Genomic DNA, 19,579 nt, shown 5'->3' with positions numbered 1-19,579 from the left:
TTGAGCTTCTTATCAACAATTGTTGCCATTTTAAGTTCTATCTACTTTTTTTAACATCCTTGATCGTACTGATGAAATTAAGGAAAACACGTATAGTGCAAATTAGAAAAAGAGGACCTAGGTATTAAATTATCAAAATTAAAGATGTTTACAAAGTTCCTCTTCCTAGAGATGCAATTTTTATGATTTAGTAGTTTATTTAAGTTCTTGCAATGGTTGTTTTCATATACATTCCGGCCTCAAAATGACCAGGGATATTACAGGAGAAAACCACTTCATGTTTTGAGTTGGATTGAAACTTCCAAGTCAATTTTTTGGTTTCCCCGGGATTAATTGTAATGGTATTGCCATCTTCATGAACCATTCCTGGCATAGACTGCATCATTTTCTGGTGTTCTTTTTGTTCTGCTTCATCACCTATAGAAAATTCATGAGCTACCTTACCTATATTTGTGACTTCAAATGTGATGATCTCACCCTCATGAAGTTCGGGTTTTTCTGAAAAAGTAAAGCGCATATCATCTGAGGCAGTTACCTTTATTATTTTGGTAGTGTTTGTTGCGGCTACAGGATTACCTATGGAGCTTGTTTCATGATGAGCATGAGCAAAGGAGGTATTTATATAAATTCCCGCGAGAAGACTCGTTAACGTAATGTTTCTTGCCAATGTTGCTCTCATATAAAGGTCCTATTTTAATCAATAAATGTCGAAATAAATCTATTGTGATAATTTAAAGTTGATAGTGTATCATTATTAATCAGCAACAGCATCCCATTACACAAAGAGAATGCTATTTGGGTAACGTAAAAACAAACCAAGCGCCTTTTCCATTATGAGTTTTTAAAGAAAGTTTCCCTTGATGGGCCTCCATGAGGTTTTTGCAAATATTAAGACCTAAGCCGTTCCCTTGATTTTTGGTGGTAAAGAAAGAGTTAAAAATTTTCTCCACATGTTCGGGAATGATACCTTTCCCATTATCACGGAAATGAACTTCAATATGTTTCTCTTCATTTTTTGTATGTATGGTGAGTTCAGGAGTATGGTTTTTGAGTTCTTGCATTGCTTCCATGCTGTTGCGGGTTAAATTTATAATGATTTGCATTATTTGAATTTTATCTATGTGAACTTGAGGGAGATTTTCATCTAATTGTAAATTGATTTTTAATTTTGAATTGCTTAATTCATAATCTAGAAAAATCATTGTGTCCTTAATTAATGAATTCAAATCCGCTAATTCGAGTAAATATACATCTTGATAAATAAAGCTTTTCAAACGTTTCATTACTTCACTAGCATGTTTGGCTTGTGTAATTATTTTATTCATTAAGGCTAATAAATTAGCGTTTAATTTATTCTCTTCGTCTAGTTTTTTAATTTTCAAGAGACACATTTGGCTATACAGAAAAATCGCCGTTAAAGGTTGATTTATTTCATGAGCTAATGCCGATGCCATTCCTTCCATGGTATTTAAGCGAATTGAATCAACTAATTTGGCCTGTTCTTTCATTTTTAATTTTTTTTGTAAAAAAATATCGGTCAAATCTTTAATAAGCAGAATAATTTCGGTTTTTTGAGAAAAGTGGTTATGGATTGGATTAAAATTTAATTCAATACAAAAATTAGTTTCAGGTGTTTCACCCGTATTTTCAATTAAAATACATGTTCCAATCCCTAATAAAGCTTGTTGACAAGCATGAATAAATTGCTGCTTATATTCTGAAAAGGTAGAAATAAGCGTAAAGAAATTCATTCCCCGCTCAATTTCAATTGCAAAAATTTTAGAAAAATATTTAGTAAAACATGGAGTAATTATTTTAAAATAAAATTCATTATCTAAAGTAGCAATTGCATCTGAAACATTTTTCAATAAATTATTAAGTGTCTCTATTGATTGGTTTAATTGAGTTTGTTGTGATTCTAATTGGCGTATATAAGTAATATCTCTCAGGAGCAGTAGGATTAATTTATCCTTGGTAAAGAAACATTCGATATTTATATATTTACGTTTTCCTCCTTTTTGTAATAATTCCAACTCACAAACTTGTTTAACATTGTTTCTAATGAGATCTTTAATGCACTTTTTTAAAGTATCTTCTTGAAGATGATTTACAAAATTTAAAAAATTCTTGTTAATTAATTGGTTACGGTCGTATTCGAGTAAAAGAGCACCTTGAAAATTTACAGCATGAATTAAAAAATTCTCATCGATCGTAAAAAATGCTGAAGAATTAAAATCATAAAATTCAATAATTTGATCTTTTAATTCTTCTATTTCAGAATGGAGAGAACTTATTTCTTGCTCTTTTTCATTTAACTTATTTCTTTTAAATAACAGACGGTCTTGTAAATTTTTAATTTCTTTTTGAATGTGGAATGATGACTCTTCGATAATCTTTGAATCCATTTTATAAGTTCCTTAAACAAATATAGGGTAATCCTTAATTCACCGAATGTATTACTTAATTTTTTTTTTCTTATAAATCCTTTAGTTTTGAATTTGAAAAACAATTTTGCTGCTTATTATATTGTTCTGAATTGTTTTTTCGGATTTAAAGTTTTTTTCCGTTCGTATCCACTCTATAACTAATATAGCGACTTATTTCTCTAAAAGAATGGAACAAGTCGCATATACGATCAAAGTAAATTAAACCTAAGTTTAAAATTCCAATTCATAAATGCTTGATACATTGATCGATCCATTCATCAAAATATTTTAATTTGAATTACAAGATTTTTTTAAGAGCATGAAATAAATCATTAAGTTCAAAAGGTTTGGGTAAAAAAATTTCATACGGCATTTTTTCCATTTTTTCCAAATTGGTTTTAGCGGAAGTTATAATTGTTGGGATATGTCTTATCCGCTGAGATATCTTTTTTTTCTCTCGGAATTCAAAGCCATCGAGAACAGGCATCATCAAATCTAAAAAAATTGCCATGGGCAAAGAACCATTATCCAGTAAATTTAATGCTTCTTGGCCATTTTGCACAGTCACCGTTTCATATCCCGCATATTCCAAAGCCCAAACCAAAGCCTCTCGGACTGCAGTATTATCTTCGACTAATAAAATAAATTGCTCTTTTTTTAGTTGCATAAATTTGATAATTGTAAGTTAAAAAATGCATTGCTGCTCAATCTTTCATACACTGATGTATCTCACAAAAATTATTTATACGTCAATTGATGCAAAGGTTGGGATCGATAATTTTTGCGTGTATCAGATTAATTTTTATAAGCTCTGCTAAAGATTTTACCCCCATTTTTCTCATCACATTTGCACGATGAACTTCTACTGTTGATATGGATATATCAAGTTCATAAGCAATTTGTTTGTTAAGCTTCCCTTCAACAACCAGCTCCATAACTTCTTTTTCACGTTTGGTTAAGCTTTGCATACGCTCATCAATATTAGATTGGGATGGGTTATTGCTTTTAATTTTTTTAAGACATTTTTGGGTGATTTCAAGTAAATGCTGATGATTGACTGGTTTTAGAATGAAGTCTTCTGCCCCTGCTTTCATAGCACGGATCGCCATAGAGATATCCCCATAACCTGTAATGATGATTACTGGTAGCTGAGCATGTGAAGAGTTCAAATGCTCTAGCAATTCTAAACCACTCATTATGGGCATTCGCACATCGATGATTAAACACCCAGGTTGATGGGTATAACTGGAAAGAAAATCTTTAGCATTTTTATAAGTTTGCACGGGAAGGTTGATAGATTCAAATAACCATTGAAATGATTTGCATATCTCAGGATCATCATCTACAACAAAAACTGTCGCATTAGTAGGCATATCCATTTACCCTAATTAACTATTATAAGTTGAAAAACAATACTATCAGCAAATAATTCCGCTGATAAACTGCTCCTTTCCAGATTAAGAAAAGAGCGACAATAAGCAAGGTCACTTTCAAAGTCTTCTTTTCGAATTAAAAAATAACTTTTTATTATGATTTTTGCTGTGTTTTGGTCCTTGATTGTTTGAATTTCTATTTTTGCCTCAGAAATTTTATTTTGTTCTATAGCATAAATACACTTTGTTAATAAACGAAATAAAATCTGTTTAACCTGAAATGGATTAATACGTAAGTTGGGAAAATTTTTTTCGAAATTCAAGATTAAATTTAATTTGTGATGTTCTATTTCATAGGAATAAAGTGAAATAATCTCTAGAATCATGCTCTGCAGATTGACAGGCTCTATTAATTGATCTTGAGCAGATAACTCTTTCATGAATTCAATTTTATTTTTTAATAACTCAGTATGTTCATTAATTTTTTGCAAAACTTCAATCATTTGCTTTGGATGTAAGTCGTTTTTTTGTAGTCTAAGTTCGCAACCGCCGAGATAGGCTTTAATTGCTGTTAGAGGTTGATTTAAATCATGAATTAGGTTTAAAAGCTTTTCCATTTGTGAATTTCTTGAATTGGGGGTTTTCATGTTTTACTCCCAACGAAAAGCAAAATTTTTAGTTTTTTGTTTCGACATGTATTAGGAGAAACCCATCTACCTAATCATTTCTTACACAAAGAAAATTCATATTAATCTATATGGTGGTTGTAGTTTATTCTGGTCAACCATTAGAACATACAGGGTTATCTTAGTTATGAAGTACCATAGATGCAAGCTTGGGATAAAAAAAGGTACGTTTTATTGCTTAGGACTGCATTTGACAAAGCTGGTGGATGTACCACAATTATAGATTATATGGAGGTGTATCATGAGCAAAGTAACCCAATTTAAGAAAGGAACTCCCAGCAAAAGTTCCAGTACCAGTAAAGGATCTTCAATTCAAATTAATCGTTCACAAAATCCATTTTTAAATCTTCAAAATGAAGTGGATCGATTATTTAGCGATTTTAATGAATTTTTTTCTCCATCCCGATTTAATTGGGGGAAATTTGAAAAATTGGATCTTGCCCCTTCAATGGACATTGTGGAAGACAAGGAGCATTTTTGTGTTCAATTAGAAATGCCTGGTATGGATGAAAAAGATATTAAGGTAGCTATTACTGACAACGTGCTTACTATTAGTGGCGAAAAATCCAGTTCGAAAAAAAATGAAGGTAAAAAATATCTTTCCAGAGAAATTAGCTTTGGTCGATATGAACGCTCTATCTCTTTACCTTCAACTGTTGATGTAGCTAAAGCGAAGGCAACTTTTAAAAAGGGAATGCTCTGGGTGGATTTACCTAAAAAAATGGAATCTAGAACAGGTTCCCACGATATAAAAATTGAACAAGCAAAATAGTTTTGTAATTACTATATAGTTAGGCTATTGGGCAACCCCTATTGCTGCGGTTGCTCAGGCTTTTATCCAAAAAATACGAACTAGAACATACAAAATTGTCATGCCGAGAATAGGAATAACAAGAAAGGCAAGAAAGTTGTAAAATCCTATTCTATTTTCAGCTGAGGCATTATAAAACTCTTTGAATTTCTTCCAAACAGACTTCACGCAAAGGCTCCAATTCTTAATTAAGATTATAGATTCTAGTATATACGATTCCTATAGGTCTTATTAGCGACTTGTTATTTCTTCTAGTTCGATAATCTTAAATTTAAAGAAATGAATATTCGATCCTAGCAACTCGTTGAAAAAAGTTTATCTCTCTATTGTTTATAGTTTAATATTCGAATTCAGAAACAAGCATTAGGATGTAAGATGTTACTTTTTAGCACCACGTTATTTAATCATCAATTGAAATTTACTCGATTATCCGAGTGTATGGAGCATTTGTCGTTGGCTGCAGCTTGGGCTGAGGGTGAATGGGGATATATTCGGAATAAAGGTGTTGAATACCGTAAGAATCTTCTTAATGGCTTGAAGGATTATGTGTATGTAGGAACATTGGGCGGTGAGCCTGTCGCGCTTTTTGCTATTTTTCCCAAAGAAATGGCTGCTGAGTTTAGCAATAAAAAATTTAAAGCGCCTGCTGTGAGTGAGTTAATGTATGTTTATGTGGACAAACCCTATCGCGGTCTAGGTTTAGGTAGGCAAATAATTGGGGAAGCGAAGCAAATAGCAAAAGCACAAGAGGCGGAATTCATCATGCTTGATACTTTAAAACCTTCATTAAATCGGTTTTATGGAAATGGTAAGGAACATTCCAAGACTCAAATTATTGCAGAAAATCAATTGTTTTCTCACCCTACCGATGTACTGGTAATTAAATTGTAGTAGCAAAATTTGTTCATTAATCATCCTACATGCTCCATTTCCTGATATACTAATCGCTTTAATTTGAACTATTTACATAGTGAGTATTAATTGATTACCCATCGCATGGAGCTTCGTTCCTATCATACTGAAAGTTGTAGTCATTCTCATGATTTTGCACAATGGATTCTTCCTCTTTCCGGTTCTATGGAGTTAGAAGCTGGTCATTACTCAGGGGTTGTAAAGGAGCATATTGGAGTATTCATCGCACCTAATGAAAGGCATTGTTTTGCTGGGAGTACGGAAAATCTTTTTTTAGTGATTGATGTGCCTACTGAAAATCATCTTTTCGAAGAGGGTAGATCGCATGCCTTTGATTTAACAGCCAATATTAAAAAACTCATCACCTTTACACATCACTACTTGGCAGAGCATGAAGGAGATATTTTTGCTGATTCTTTGATTAATCAATTAATTATTCATTTTGCCACTAAATCGTGTACACCTGAATTGGATCCCGTTGCGATTAAGGCAAAAAACTGGATTGATTTGAATTTTCCCCATGCAGTTAATGTAAGTAAAGTGGCACAATATTGCTATCTCAGCATCAGTCAACTGCAACGGCGATTCAAACTTGCTCTAGGTTGTAGTGTGGCAGAGTACTGGCGCTTTAAAAAATTGCATCATGCTCAGCAATTACTTGCTTCACAAGATCGCTCCATTGAAGCCATCGCTCTTGCAGTAGGTTATGAAAATTTGTCTGCGTTTAGTCGACGCTTCAGTAAAGTATTTGGTGAATCGCCTTCTCAATGGAGAACAAAAGCGTTATCAGCACATAAAATGCGTGAAATGGATAACTCATACTGAGTTCAAACTTGATAAGCTATGAATTCGTTCTCATTTTATTCAATGAAGTAATTTATTATGAACAAATCCAATGCTTCTTTTTTCAAGGGTATGTTTTTCCTTATTTTGGCGCAAATTATGGTGGGTATAAATATTGTTTTTTCCAAGTATGTCCTCTCTTCGATTCCCGTGGTATTTATATTAACACTCCGCTTTACTCTGGCTGCGCTCATTTTATTGCCTTTGCATTGGTTTACAGCCGCTAAAAACAAACCAGTTAGGTTTTATTTTTCTCAGTTGAAGTTAAGAGATTGGTATTTTATTGGGGCTCAGGCAATTTCCGCTGGAATATTGTTTAATTTCCTTATCTTATGGGGATTAAATTATACCGATGCTAATGTGGCAGGTATTATTACCAGTGCCTTGCCAGCCATCATCGCGATCATGTCTTGGCTTATTCTGGGTGAAAAAATTTCAGGGAAAAAAACTATTTGTGTAGGATTTGCCACACTGGGATTAATAATTATTGCTTACAATAAGCTGGCTGGAATTGAAGCGAACCATTCTTTTTTTGGAGATGCACTTGTTTTAATTTCTCTTTTGCCCGAAGCGACCTATTATATTTTAAGCAAAATACATGCTAATTCTCTGCCGGTGTTTCTGATTTCTTCTTTACTCAATGCTATGAATGCCCTTTTATTAATACTTTGTTTAAGTTTTAGTTCTTGGAGTGACTTAACGATCCATCCAATAGATTGGCTTATTCTAATCATTTTAGGTTTAAGCTCTGGCCTTTTTTATGTTTTTTGGAATTTTGGATGTCAGAAAGTAGATGGTGTAATGGCCTCATTATCTACCGCGGTGATGCCCTTGGCTACCGTACTTATTGCCTGGATGTTGCTTGGTGAACGTTTGACTACTGGACAATCTATAGGGATGGGAATGGTAATTCTGTCTATAGCCGTATATGCAAAGCGCTAATGTACATAATAGAGCTCTGCGGTGTTCATTAGACGGTGTTTCCGTAACCGACATGCCTTGCACCAAAATCTGCAGGTTACAGAAGAGTTTCAATGTTGATGCTTTAGGCAAGAAAGTTGATTTACTTTGCAACATCTCCTCAAGCCACGTTATGATTTACTATACCCATTTTAAGTTTAATTATTATGCCTCACTTGATTTTGGAATTAAGCAGTAATATTAAGACTCGGCCTTTAAATCAGTTATTTGATAAGTTACATCATTTGCTTGCAGAAAAACTTCCTACTCAATTATCAAATTGTAGGAGCAGATGTATGGTGCATCCGTTATTTTTTATTGGAGATCAACGAATTGAAAATGCATTTGTACATTTAACTCTGAAAATACTCCCTGGGAGAGAAGATGCTAAGAAAAAAAACCTAGCTAAAGAGATTTTTGATTCATTAAAGGATTTTTTCAGATCGGAAGAAAATCAATTAAATATCATGTTTTCAGTAGAAATATTAGACTTGGATAGCCATTATTTTAAAGGTTAAGGTATTTTTCTCCTGGACTAGGGTTTTACTAATTCAGGTCCTTCTCAAGTTATAAAAACAGGATTCTAATGATTGCGAAAAAAAAATGGGAACATTTTTCTCATGAATCAGATATCGGGGTAAGAGGATATGGTTCTACTTTATCTGCGGCGTTTGCTATGGGAGCTTTAGCTTTGACCAATGTGATTACAAACGCCCAATCGGTCCAACCCAATAAGACATTGCATATAACGTGTGAGGCACCAAGCCAGGAAATTTTATTTGTCGACTGGTTAAATGCCATCATTTATAACATGGCTGTTCATAACATGCTTTTTAGCCAGTTCGATGTCTCCATCAAGGATTTACAGTTAACTGCTATAATTGCAGGAGAATCAGTGGATATCAAGCGACATCAACCCGCAGTAGAAGTCAAGGGTGCTACGTTCACCGAATTAAAAGTGTTTCACGACAATAAGTCTTGGGTCGCACAATGTGTTGTTGATGTATAAGACTTAAATTTATTTCAATAGGCTCTCAATAGGCTCTTAGGAATTAAGGTAGGGAACCAATGGATCTAAATCTGTTAGAAAAAATAAGTGATGTTGAATGGCGAATTCCCAAACATGGGAAGATGCGCGTTCCTGGGATTATTTTTGCTTCAGAAGAGTTGATCCTTAATATGGATATGAAAGTCCATGAACAAGTCAGTAACGTAGCAACTTTGCCAGGCATTGTTCGTGGTTCCTATGCGATGCCTGATGCACATTGGGGGTATGGATTCCCAATTGGAGGTGTTGCTGCATTTGATCCGGATAATGACGGTGTGGTTTCTGCTGGGGGTGTGGGTTTTGATATTTCTTGTGGGGTACGACTTTTATCTACAGGTCTTAAACGGGAAGAATTTGATCCTTATAAGGAACAATTGGCAGATTCACTTTTTGCTCATATCCCGGCAGGCGTAGGAAGTAAAAGCCGGATTAATCTAACGATGAAGCAAATGGATGATATGCTGCGTGGTGGCGCTGTTTGGGCTGTCAAGCAAGGATATGGTGAACGTGAAGATTTGCAACGAATCGAAGATAATGGTCGAGTAGCAGGGGCGTTACCTGAACATGTTTCGGAACAAGCCAAAAAACGACAAAAAAATGAAATGGGTACTTTAGGTTCAGGCAACCATTATTTAGAAATTCAAGAAGTACGAACTGTATATTGTGAAAAAACCGCTGCTGCATTTGGTTTAGCTCAAGGAGACGTAGTAGTGAGTATTCATTGCGGTTCTCGCGGATTAGGTCATCAAATTGGAACCGATTTTCTGCGTTCCATGTTAATTCATGCACAGCAATATGGTATTCAACTTATTGATCGAGAATTAGCCTGCGCGCCTATTCGTTCCCCGATGGGTGAACGTTATTTAGGCGCAATGCGTTCAGCAATTAATTGTGCCCTAGCAAATCGAGAAATTATTACTCATTTTATGCGTGAGGTTTTTCAGAATGAGATACCAGGAACGCAAATCAAACTCATCTATGATGTATCACATAACACCTGTAAGGAGGAAACGCATGAGGTAGATGGTAAGACCATGCGTTTATTTGTCCATCGCAAAGGAGCCACTCGAGCTTTTGGTCCTGGAAATCCTCAATTAACCCAAGCTTTAAGCCATGTAGGCCAACCGGTAATTATTGGGGGCAGCATGGGTACCTCATCGTATGTTCTTGTGGGAACAGCAAGTGCCGAACTTAAATCTTTTGGCTCTGCTTGTCATGGTGCAGGACGTGCCATGAGTCGACATCAAGCCACCAAGCAATGGAGGGGTAGTGAAATCATTGATCGATTAGCACAACAAGGCATTTTAATCCGCAGTAGTTCCTATCGGGGCGTAGCAGAGGAGGCTCCAGAGGCCTACAAGAATGTGGATTTCGTTGTTGATTCGGCCCAAGAATCCGGACTAACCAAAAAGGTCGCCAAGCTTATACCTATTGTTTGTATTAAAGGATAGTCTAACCCTTCATAAGCGTTCACACCCCATCCACTGAAATTATAAAATTTGCTACAAAGTTTTTTGCGCCAGCAAAAGACCAAAGAGACCCTGAATTGGCTTGCCTGATTCATCAAGCTTATGTAGTTTCCCGATGGTTTCTCTATATTCTAAAATGGACCAGCCGCAGTCTTGATAATCATGATAAACTTCTTCGGGTTCGGCCAAGTAAGTAAAGAATGAGGGTAATTCAAATTGCTCTGACCCAATCGGGAAAACCAGAAAATGAAATCCCTGCATTACGGTGGCATCTCGTAATTCATGCAAAAGAGATGGAATGCGTTCCGCATTTAAAAATTGTAGGGATACGGTTGCAATGACTAAATCATAAGCTTCTTTTTCAAGATTTAATGGATGGTGGAGATCATGCAATACAGGATTAAGTGTGGCTATTTTTTCATCATGAGCGATCTGACGAATGTTTTCTATAGCCGCTTCATTATGATCCATTCCAGTTACCGCATGCCCCTTAAGTCCTAAGAAAAGAGGGTTTCTTCCTGAACCACAACCTACATCAAGAATCTTTAATTTGTTTTGGTGCTGGAAGTAGGTGGTATAAACATAATATAAATCAGAATGCACATTACCTAATTTGTATTTTTTATCAAAATAGCGATGGGGTTTACAATAAAAGTCTAAAGAGGCATTAAAAACCGGACTGATGGGTATTATCTTGTGCCAAGAAGCAGGGGGGATTATGATTTGTGCGTTTTTTTCATTTAGGCATTGGCGAGACAATTCGTTTCCATGTCCGTCTAAGAAAACAAAATCAATTTCCCCAGCGTGAACTTGTAGTTTACCCCAGGTTCCTTCTTTGGTACTGTGCTTGTCTAGGAAGAATTTGAGCTTCCCATCATGGGTTATATGGAGTTGTTTATAACAAATAAGATCATCATAAAAAGCAGCCATGCATTCCTCTCTAAAATATGTTGAGTACAGATCCTCTAGTGGAAATTATAGCTTTATTTGCCTAGTGTATTAAAAGAATTAATGAAGATTTTCAACGAAAGAGCAGGTTTGGTCATGAGCATGAGCACCTCTTTGATTTTACATCCTGTTGCGCCATTTAGATTGGATTATACAGTTTTTGCTTTACGCAGAAGAAGTAAAAACAATGTGGATCTCTGGGATGGGCAACATTACACAAGACTATTAGTTATGGACAACATGCCTGTCAAAGTGGTTGTCACACAAGAACTAAATGAGGCGCAACTATTACTCACTATTGAGAGCGAATACCCCGAGTTATTTGTAAACCGCATTGGTAATGAACTGGAGAAGCTTCTGGGGTTAAAATGCAATTTAAATCATTTTTATCAAATCACGCAACAAGATGCTCAATTACAACCTGTTGTTTGCCAATTTAAAGGTCTTAAACCCCCCCGATTTCCCTCCATTTTTGAAGCACTGGTTAATGCGATTTCCTGTCAACAAATATCTCTAGACGCTGGATTGCATATTCAAAATCGATTGACCGAGTTCTTAAGTATAAGACTACAGGAAAAAGAGCGAGTACTTTATGCATTTCCAAGACCGGATGCAGTGGCAAATTGCACCGTTTCTGAACTTAGAAAAATAGGCTATAGCACTCATAAAAGTGAAACTCTAATTCAAATCGCAGCGGCCATTGTGGACGATCAATCAAGTTTTAGTTCTTTGGAAAATAAATCAAATGATGAGGTCCTTAGCTTTTTATGTCGTTTTAAAGGAATAGGACGTTGGACGGCTGAATATGTTTTATTACGCGGTTTGGGACGAACCGATATTTTTCCTGGTGATGATGTGGGTGCACAAAATAATTTATATCAAATGTTACATCTTGATAAGAAGCCAGATTATAAAAAAATAGCGGAAATCACTGCGAAATGGTATCCCTATGCAGGGCTTGTTTATTTTCATTTATTATTAAAAAAACTGGATGAAAAAAGGGTACTAAAATAATCTTCGGTTTAAAAAATCAATCCTATGAAGACTTTGTTTTATGATAAATCTTGTATAAAATTATCAGGTTAGCGGGATAGGCTGTATACTGCTGCTTATTTCGGTTTCTGCGGTGTTCAACTTAGAGGAGCTTCGCTCTTTTAAAACAAAGATGCACTAGAGCAAAACTTTATGGTAGGAAATGAGCTCTATATTCACATAAGGAATGTGTCGAATGGATTATCTATCCTCAAATTCAATCGCTGAGCCCATAAACTCGGATAAAGTCTCAAACGTATTAAAATGGGTTCTTTTAATTACGGCCATTATTTGCTTTATCATATTAATTTGGGGAACCTATAAAACCTATCAACTTGCCCCTCCTTTACCGCAGCAATTTCAATCCCCTTCGGGACAGGTCGTCATGACTGCAGAGGATATAGTCGCGGGTAAAGCAGGTTTTCAACGTGCAGACCTTATGGATTATGGAAGTCTTTATGGAATGGGTTCTTATTTTGGCGAGGATTATACGGCAAAATATTTAGTAAGCCTGGGACGAATTACAGAGGATAAAATAGCACAACAACGTTTTGGCAAACCTTTTATGAATCTGGCTGAAGGGGAACAATACGTCGTTCGCCAAGCAATGCAACGCGATTTACAACAGACAGATTTGAGCAAACCAATCAGTATGTTGTCGCAGCCAGTAGCTGATGCGATAGTGCAATTGCGGAATCAAATTTCACAAACTCTACTTAATCATGATCCAGAAACAGGTTGGACCAAAGCGTACAGCTTGAATGAGCAAACTGCCCTACAGACGGCTGATTTTCTAATTTATTCTTCCCTTACTACAATTGCCCATAGACCAGGACAAAACAGTTCTTATACCAATAATTGGCCCTATGAACCTTCAATGGGTAACACACCCACACCCAATACTTTTTTCTGGACGTGGGTATCATTTTGTTTCGTATTTTTGGGGTTTGGCGCAGTACTTTATATTTATCATCGCTTTTTGAGTGGGCCTGATGACGCATTGAAAACACCTATATTTTGGGGATTTGAGCCCTTAACCCCGAGTCAGCGTAAGGTGGGGCAGTATTTCGTAATTGTGGCACTGGTTTTGCTGATTCAAATCGCTGTAGGTGTAATTATGGCGCACTATTATGCAGAACGTACGGGTTTTTATGGAATAAATATCAATGATTTTTTACCTTTTAATTTCTTGCGTGATGTACACATCCAGACACCGATTGTTTGGATCGCTCTTTCATGGGTGAGCGCGGCAGTTTTTATGGCACCGCTTATCAGTAAGAAAGAGGCGAAAAGACAAGGTCTGCTAGTCGACCTTCTCTTTTGGGTCACTCTTTTTATTGTGGGCGGTGCAATCATCGGTAATTACTTGGGAATTATGGGATATGTGAATGAATCTTGGTTTTGGATAGGTAATCAGGGATTATCCTATCTGCAGCTCGGTCGATTATGGCAAATTGGATTCTGTTTAGGGCTTTTCTTGTGGAGTTTTATCGTGTTCCGAGGTATGTGGCCTACGTGGAATGGCTTAAAAACTGCTACGGTTGAGTTTTGGACCGGTCGTATTCGTTTAGAGCATCTTTTTTGGGCAAGCACGATAAATGTGGCTGTATTGTATTGTTTTGGCATGATTCCTTTAACCGGAATTGAAAAATCGTTCACAATCACGGATTTCTGGCGCTGGTGGGTGGTTCACCTCTGGGTGGAGCAGTCTTTTGAATTTTTTGCAGCATGTGCTACGGCTTATCTTTTAATGGGAACAGGGCTGGTATCGCGTGCTTTAGCGGAACGAACAATGTATTTTGAAACCATTTTAATATTCTTAGGCGGTATTATTGGCACAGGTCATCACTGGTATTGGACTGGCACTCCGGATCTGTGGGTGCCATTAGGAACAATGTTTTCCTTTATTGAAGTATTACCTTTGGTTCTTCTTATCATTGATTCCATTGAACATCGTCAATTAATTAAACGAGAACGTGCGTTTACCTATAATCTGGCTTATGTCTATATCTTGGGGGCCTCTTTTTGGAATTTTGTGGGTGCAGGAGTATTTGGTGGCGGTACGCTGAATGCCCCACTTGTAAATTATTATGAGCATGGAACTTTTCTTACTTTAAACCATGCCCATACCGCATTATTCGGGGCATTTGGTTTGCTGGGTCTTGGTTTAATTTATTTTTGCTTACGTTATGCCGCTGGAGATCGCTACCCATGGAGTGATCGTTTAGGAATCTGGGCTTTTTGGTTATATAACCTGGGGCTTGTTTTATGGATTGTTTTGAATTTCTTTCCTATTGGGTGGGCGCAGTTGATGGATGTGTATGAGCATGGTTTTGCTCATTCACGAAGCCTTGAATTTTATAATACAACCTTATTATGGCAATGGTTACGCTTTCCTGGAGATGTTGTATTTGCTTTAGGCGCATTATTGATGGCCTATGATTTTATCAAAAAGCTGCGTCCATTTTTTCCACGTTGGGTTGGAGCGAAGACTTTAGAACAACAACCTGTTGAGGATATTTGAGAGCAATGTAAATTTAAGGGAGGGATTTATGCCTGAGCTTTTTACGATTGGTCATTCAACACATACTTTGCAGGAGTTTCTTGAAATAATTCAAGCACATCAAATAACTCATGTTGTTGATGTGCGAACAATACCTCGATCGCGCACTGTTCCATGGTTTAATAAAGGAGAATTTGAAAAATCGCTCGCCAAAGAAAAAATTGCGTACACACACATTGCTAAATTAGGTGGTTTGCGTAAGGTTGAAAAAAACTCTATTAATACTGGATGGCGAAATGCGAGTTTTCGTGGATTTGCTGATTATATGCAAACGAAGGATTTTCTTGAAGGAATTGATGCCTTAAATCATTTAATAAAAGACTATAAAGTTGCGATTATGTGTGCCGAAGCAGTCCCTTGGCGGTGTCATCGTTCGCTCATTGGGGATGCTGAAATAATTCGAGATTATACCGTTTGGGATATAATGAACAAAACAACCGCAAAACCCCATCAGTTGACTTCTTTTGCTGTGGTAGATAAAAAGAAGGATCCCGTGCAAATTTATTATCCTCAACAGTAAGTTAATCAAGACGAAGGTTACCACCCTCCCTGATGCGGTCTATGTTTCTTCATTTGGCTTTCATTTTCACCCCGATGATAATGTAACTTCCATACCGATTGATTGGCCTTTTTATCCCAAAACGGATGATAGTCAATGGCAAAACAGCGCTTTAATTTCCCATGTTCCAGTTCCTTATAAATATTAAATCCACCTCCGCCACTTTTCTCATAAAACAAAAAAGCAGCACGGTAATTGCCTTTGCGAAGTAAGGCATACAGTGCTATAGAGGTAGTTAGGATGCCAATGGTGCGGTTCATTATTTTTTGATTTTCAGGGGATATTTTTTCTTCAGTAGGAATTTTTTCGTTTTTATTCATCATTTTCTAGAGTGTCCTTAAATGCGCGTTATAGTGCCGGATTTTATACTATTTTCAAGTCGCTTACGCCAAATTTTAAAGTGCTTATAATCAATAAGTTAGTTTAATATTTCACAAGGCTCATGTTTTGGTATACTTTTGAGTTAACTCTCTTATTCAATTGTGCCGAAATGTACATTCACTCCAATCAATTAGTTTTTTCACCCTCCGATCTCACTCAATTTATGGAGAGTCCTTTTGTATCTTGGATAGAACATCTTGCCGTGGTACATCCTAATTTATTACCGCCGCCTGATGAGAGCGATAAATTAATTGATGTATTGCAACATTTAGGTCATCAGCATGAATTAGAGCTCTTGGCTTTTTTTGAAAAGCAAGGATTATCCGTTGCGAATCTGTTTCAACACCCGAATTCATATGAGGCAACATTAACAGCGATGAAGGATGGAATCGAGGTGATCTATCAGGCTCATTTGCAATTGCTTCCCTTTCAGGGTTATGCAGATTTTCTAATAAAAACTGCAGGAAAAAGTCGATTTGGTGAGTACAATTATGAGGTGTTGGATACCAAACTTGCCCGTTCGGTAAAACCTAGTTTTCTGTTGCAATTATGTTGCTATGCAGAAATGCTTGAAGCCATGCAAGGCTGTAGAACAGAATATCTCACTGTCGTTTTAGGGAATAAGGAACAGAAACGTTTCCGTACGGCAGATTTTTTTTATTATTACCAGAATTTGAAACATCAGTTTTTATTGGCGCAGCAAAATTTTAATCCTACTGCATGTCCTGATCCTGCTGCATCTAAAAGTTGGGGAAGATGGAGCACGTATGCTGAAGAATTATTAATCAATGCTGATCATTTAATTCAAGTTGCCACCATTACGGCAGCACAAATCAAAAAGTTGTATTCGGCGGGTATTAAGACGATGACTGCATTAGCTCATGCAGAGTGCTCCTGGGTCAAAGGAATTAAACCGGATCGTTTTGCACGTTTGCAAGCACAAGCTAAAATCCAAAAGAAAAGTATGGGTAAGGATATTCCTCTATATAAAATACTCCCTCATGTCCCCGGCCACAAACAAGGTTTGGCACTTTTACCTTTTGGATCATCACATGATGTATTTTTTGATATCGAAGGATTTCCTCTCGAAGATGGAGGATTGGAATACCTTTGGGGGGTTGCCTATTTTGATGATCAAGGTCAACGCCAGTACAAGGATTTCTGGGCTCATAATTCGGAACAAGAAAAAGAAAGTTTTCAAGCGTTTATAAAGTGGGTTTTTCAGCGCTGGAAAGAAGATCCGCAAATGCATATTTATCATTATGCCAACTATGAAGTTTCCGCATGTCGTCGTCTCATGGGACGATACGGCGTGTGCGAAGAGGAAGTGGATCAACTTTTACGCAATGAAGTATTTGTTGATTTATATAAAATCGTTAAAGCCTCTCTAATTATCGGTGAGCCGCGTTATTCAATTAAAAATGTAGAGCATTTATACCGAAGCAAACGTGATACGGAAGTGGGATCTGGAGGGGATTCAGTCGTTGTTTACGAACATTGGCGAGAAAATCCCGATGGAGAAAATTGGCAAACTTCAAAAATATTAAATGATATTCGTGATTATAATATTGATGATTGTTATTCCACTTTAGAGTTGGTTGATTGGTTGAGAGCCCGACAACAAGAACAAGGCATAAGTTATTTAGGAAAAACCGAACCTGTTGAACTTGAGGTCAAAAAAGAGTTGGGTGAGCGTATTCAATTACGCGATCGATTACTCGCAAACGCTGAACGCTTAAAGGCAGACGGCAACTTATCCTTAGCCAAAATCCATTTAATTTTAGCCTGGTCAATTGAATTCCATAGACGTGAAGCTAAACCCGTCTTTTGGCGAATGTTTGAACGCCTGGGATTAACTGGAGAAGAACTACTCGATGATATTGATTGTTTGGCCTATTGTCGACGAACCCCTAAACCTCCTTATAAGCCTACACCTAAGTCACGAACTTTAGCTTATGAGTATTTTTTTGATCCAGAACAGGAGTTTAAAGGGGGAGCCCAGCAATATTTTATTTTAGGTAAGGAAACAGAGGAGGGGAAAACCGTCACTGTCAATTATTATGAAAAAGACAGTGATTTGGAGCATGGGATTATTGTCTTGCAAATGAAAAATGAAGTGGATGACCCAATTACTTTGATCCCTAATGAATACGTAGATCCCCATTCGATTCCCGATGCAATTGCCAAACAGGCGGCTTTATTTGAGCAAGGCTTACTTGAACATACTGCGATATTGGATTTTCTGAACAGGTCTTATCCGCGAATTAAAAATCATCCTCAAGGACTTGCTATAGCACCAAGTCATCATCCTGAGGAGCGACTGGAGGAGCTAATTCGGGCCGTTTTAAATTTAAACAATAGTTATTTAACACTTCAAGGTCCTCCAGGAGCTGGAAAAACCTATACCGGAAAACATCTAATCGCCGAGCTTATTCAAAGAGGAAAAAAAGTAGGCATCTCCTCCAATAGCCATAAAGCAATCAATAATTTGTTAGTGAGTACTGCTGATTATTGCCGCAAAAACGGGATAGAAGGGCATTTTGCTTGTACCCGTAATACCGATGGGAACATCAAGGCTTCGGATATTGCAGTCCTGGAGAATAAAGAGGTGGTTCATTTCATTAAACCTGGGTGTGTTGTAGGTACTACAGCGTGGGGGTTTAGCAGAGAAGAGTTAGCTGGTGCTTTTGATTATCTTTTTATTGATGAGGCAGGACAAGTGAGTGTGGCTAATTTGATTGCGATGAGTCGTGCAACCCACAATATTGTATTAATGGGCGACCAAATGCAGTTAGGCCAACCCTCCCAGGGATGTCATCCTGAAGAAAGTGGTTTATCCATATTAGAGTACTTGTTACACACGACCCCAACAATTCCAGATTCTATGGGAGTTTTTCTGGGCACAACTTATAGAATGCATCCTGCAGTAAATCAATTTATCAGCCATGCGATTTATGAAAGCAAACTGGAAACTGCTCCTGGAAATGAGCACCAATTAATAGTAATTCCTCCGGGATATCAGGGCTTGTTAACTAAAGAGGCCGGTATTATTCCGGTACCCGTCATTCATGAAGGAAATACCCAAGCGAGTGATGAAGAAGTCCAACAAATTGTTTTATTAACCAAGGAACTATTAGGCAGAACCTTTCAGGATAAAAATGGCTCACAAAAAGAAATTAGTTGGGAGGATATCCTTTTTGTTGCTCCCTATAATCACCAGGTCAATAAATTGAAGAATGCACTTGGTGAACAGGCTAAAGTAGGAAGCGTTGATAAATTTCAAGGCCAAGAAGCGCCAATCGTTTTTTTAAGTATGTGTGCAAGTAATGCAAATGAATCGCCTCGAGGACTTGGTTTTCTTTTTGATAAAAACAGAATCAACGTTGCCATCTCGCGAGCTCAGTGTTTAGCAATTGTTGTCTATTCGCCTTTCTTGCTTGAAGCGACGCCAACGAATATTGAGCAAATTGCGATGATGAATGTATTTTGTCAATTGGTAAAAAATTAGGAAGCGTTTAGCCTCTATTCCTCAAGATCCAAGCATACTCCTGCACGGATCGAAAAATAG

Annotated in this window: 18 protein-coding genes; 11 read left to right on the top strand and 7 right to left on the bottom strand. The window is 36.9% G+C overall.

All coding sequences use genetic code 11. The features are described 5' to 3' along the window. Window positions 1-199 precede the first annotated feature (199 nt). The 5 genes from ACWTE2_RS10405 to ACWTE2_RS10385 all read right to left on the bottom strand — a co-directional run bounded on the left by ACWTE2_RS10405 (window position 200) and on the right by ACWTE2_RS10385 (window position 4,446). The gene (locus ACWTE2_RS10405; RefSeq protein ID WP_454785305.1) at window positions 200-679 is read right to left on the bottom strand and encodes a cupredoxin domain-containing protein; all 480 of its coding nucleotides are present in this window, start codon (window positions 677-679) and stop codon (window positions 200-202) included. A 112-nt stretch (window positions 680-791) separates the two neighbouring features. Further along, window positions 792-2,405: a PAS domain-containing sensor histidine kinase gene (locus tag ACWTE2_RS10400; RefSeq protein WP_454785304.1), complete on the bottom strand. Its 1,614-nt coding sequence runs from the start codon at window positions 2,403-2,405 to the stop codon at window positions 792-794. Window positions 2,406-2,724: 319 nt separating this feature from the next. Next, window positions 2,725-3,093: a response regulator gene (locus ACWTE2_RS10395; protein ID WP_182392806.1), complete on the bottom strand. Its 369-nt coding sequence runs from the start codon at window positions 3,091-3,093 to the stop codon at window positions 2,725-2,727. Between the two features lie 82 nt (window positions 3,094-3,175). Then, window positions 3,176-3,799 (bottom strand): response regulator transcription factor, encoded by a 624-nt coding sequence (locus ACWTE2_RS10390; protein ID WP_454785303.1) that lies wholly within the window; start codon window positions 3,797-3,799, stop codon window positions 3,176-3,178. A gap of 11 nt (window positions 3,800-3,810) precedes the next feature. Then, the gene (locus ACWTE2_RS10385) at window positions 3,811-4,446 is read right to left on the bottom strand and encodes a sensor histidine kinase (RefSeq protein ID WP_454785302.1); all 636 of its coding nucleotides are present in this window, start codon (window positions 4,444-4,446) and stop codon (window positions 3,811-3,813) included. 280 nt (window positions 4,447-4,726) lie between these two features. Here ACWTE2_RS10385 and ACWTE2_RS10380 point away from each other — a divergent pair, with 280 nt between their 5' ends. The 7 genes from ACWTE2_RS10380 (at window position 4,727) to ACWTE2_RS10350 (ending at window position 10,510) form a co-directional block, all read left to right on the top strand. Continuing rightward, window positions 4,727-5,257 (top strand): Hsp20/alpha crystallin family protein, encoded by a 531-nt coding sequence (locus ACWTE2_RS10380; protein ID WP_182392809.1) that lies wholly within the window; start codon window positions 4,727-4,729, stop codon window positions 5,255-5,257. A gap of 414 nt (window positions 5,258-5,671) precedes the next feature. Then, window positions 5,672-6,187 (top strand): GNAT family N-acetyltransferase, encoded by a 516-nt coding sequence (locus ACWTE2_RS10375; protein ID WP_454785301.1) that lies wholly within the window; start codon window positions 5,672-5,674, stop codon window positions 6,185-6,187. A gap of 105 nt (window positions 6,188-6,292) precedes the next feature. Then, window positions 6,293-7,033 carry a helix-turn-helix domain-containing protein gene (locus tag ACWTE2_RS10370; protein WP_454785398.1) on the top strand — a complete coding sequence of 247 codons (741 nt, stop codon included), beginning with the start codon at window positions 6,293-6,295 and terminating at the stop codon, window positions 7,031-7,033. Window positions 7,034-7,090: 57 nt separating this feature from the next. Beyond that, window positions 7,091-7,993 (top strand): DMT family transporter, encoded by a 903-nt coding sequence (locus ACWTE2_RS10365; protein ID WP_454785300.1) that lies wholly within the window; start codon window positions 7,091-7,093, stop codon window positions 7,991-7,993. A gap of 185 nt (window positions 7,994-8,178) precedes the next feature. Next, window positions 8,179-8,529 (top strand): 5-carboxymethyl-2-hydroxymuconate Delta-isomerase, encoded by a 351-nt coding sequence (locus tag ACWTE2_RS10360; protein ID WP_454785299.1) that lies wholly within the window; start codon window positions 8,179-8,181, stop codon window positions 8,527-8,529. A 68-nt stretch (window positions 8,530-8,597) separates the two neighbouring features. Beyond that, the gene (locus ACWTE2_RS10355; RefSeq protein ID WP_454785298.1) at window positions 8,598-9,020 is read left to right on the top strand and encodes an archease; all 423 of its coding nucleotides are present in this window, start codon (window positions 8,598-8,600) and stop codon (window positions 9,018-9,020) included. Between the two features lie 59 nt (window positions 9,021-9,079). Continuing rightward, a complete protein-coding gene (locus ACWTE2_RS10350) occupies window positions 9,080-10,510 on the top strand; it encodes an RtcB family protein (protein WP_454785297.1) in 1,431 nt (476 codons plus the stop codon). A 51-nt stretch (window positions 10,511-10,561) separates the two neighbouring features. Here ACWTE2_RS10350 and tehB read toward each other — a convergent pair whose 3' ends face one another. Next, window positions 10,562-11,458 (bottom strand): SAM-dependent methyltransferase TehB, encoded by an 897-nt coding sequence (gene tehB / locus ACWTE2_RS10345; RefSeq protein ID WP_454785296.1) that lies wholly within the window; start codon window positions 11,456-11,458, stop codon window positions 10,562-10,564. Between the two features lie 114 nt (window positions 11,459-11,572). Between tehB and ACWTE2_RS10340 the strand changes: the two genes are divergently transcribed. From ACWTE2_RS10340 to ACWTE2_RS10330, 3 genes are all read left to right on the top strand, one after another. Beyond that, a complete protein-coding gene (locus tag ACWTE2_RS10340) occupies window positions 11,573-12,490 on the top strand; it encodes a DNA-3-methyladenine glycosylase family protein (RefSeq protein WP_454785295.1) in 918 nt (305 codons plus the stop codon). A 214-nt stretch (window positions 12,491-12,704) separates the two neighbouring features. Further along, complete coding sequence (locus ACWTE2_RS10335; protein ID WP_454785294.1) at window positions 12,705-15,032, top strand: nitric-oxide reductase large subunit; 2,328 nt, start codon at window positions 12,705-12,707, stop codon at window positions 15,030-15,032. Window positions 15,033-15,060: 28 nt separating this feature from the next. Beyond that, on the top strand, window positions 15,061-15,591 hold the full coding sequence (locus ACWTE2_RS10330; protein WP_454785293.1) for a DUF488 domain-containing protein: 531 nt from the start codon (window positions 15,061-15,063) through the stop codon (window positions 15,589-15,591). Window positions 15,592-15,608: 17 nt separating this feature from the next. Here the strand turns inward: ACWTE2_RS10330 and ACWTE2_RS10325 are convergent, their stop codons facing one another. Then, entirely contained in the window at window positions 15,609-15,953 is a 345-nt protein-coding gene (locus ACWTE2_RS10325; RefSeq protein WP_454785292.1) for a hypothetical protein, read from the bottom strand. A 167-nt stretch (window positions 15,954-16,120) separates the two neighbouring features. Between ACWTE2_RS10325 and ACWTE2_RS10320 the strand changes: the two genes are divergently transcribed. Then, window positions 16,121-19,519: a TM0106 family RecB-like putative nuclease gene (locus ACWTE2_RS10320; RefSeq protein WP_454785291.1), complete on the top strand. Its 3,399-nt coding sequence runs from the start codon at window positions 16,121-16,123 to the stop codon at window positions 19,517-19,519. Window positions 19,520-19,579: the final 60 nt, after the last annotated feature.

It is taken from the genome of Legionella nigrisilvae (genome assembly GCF_977063395.2).
This window is presented reverse-complemented; position numbering and strand designations above follow the sequence as displayed.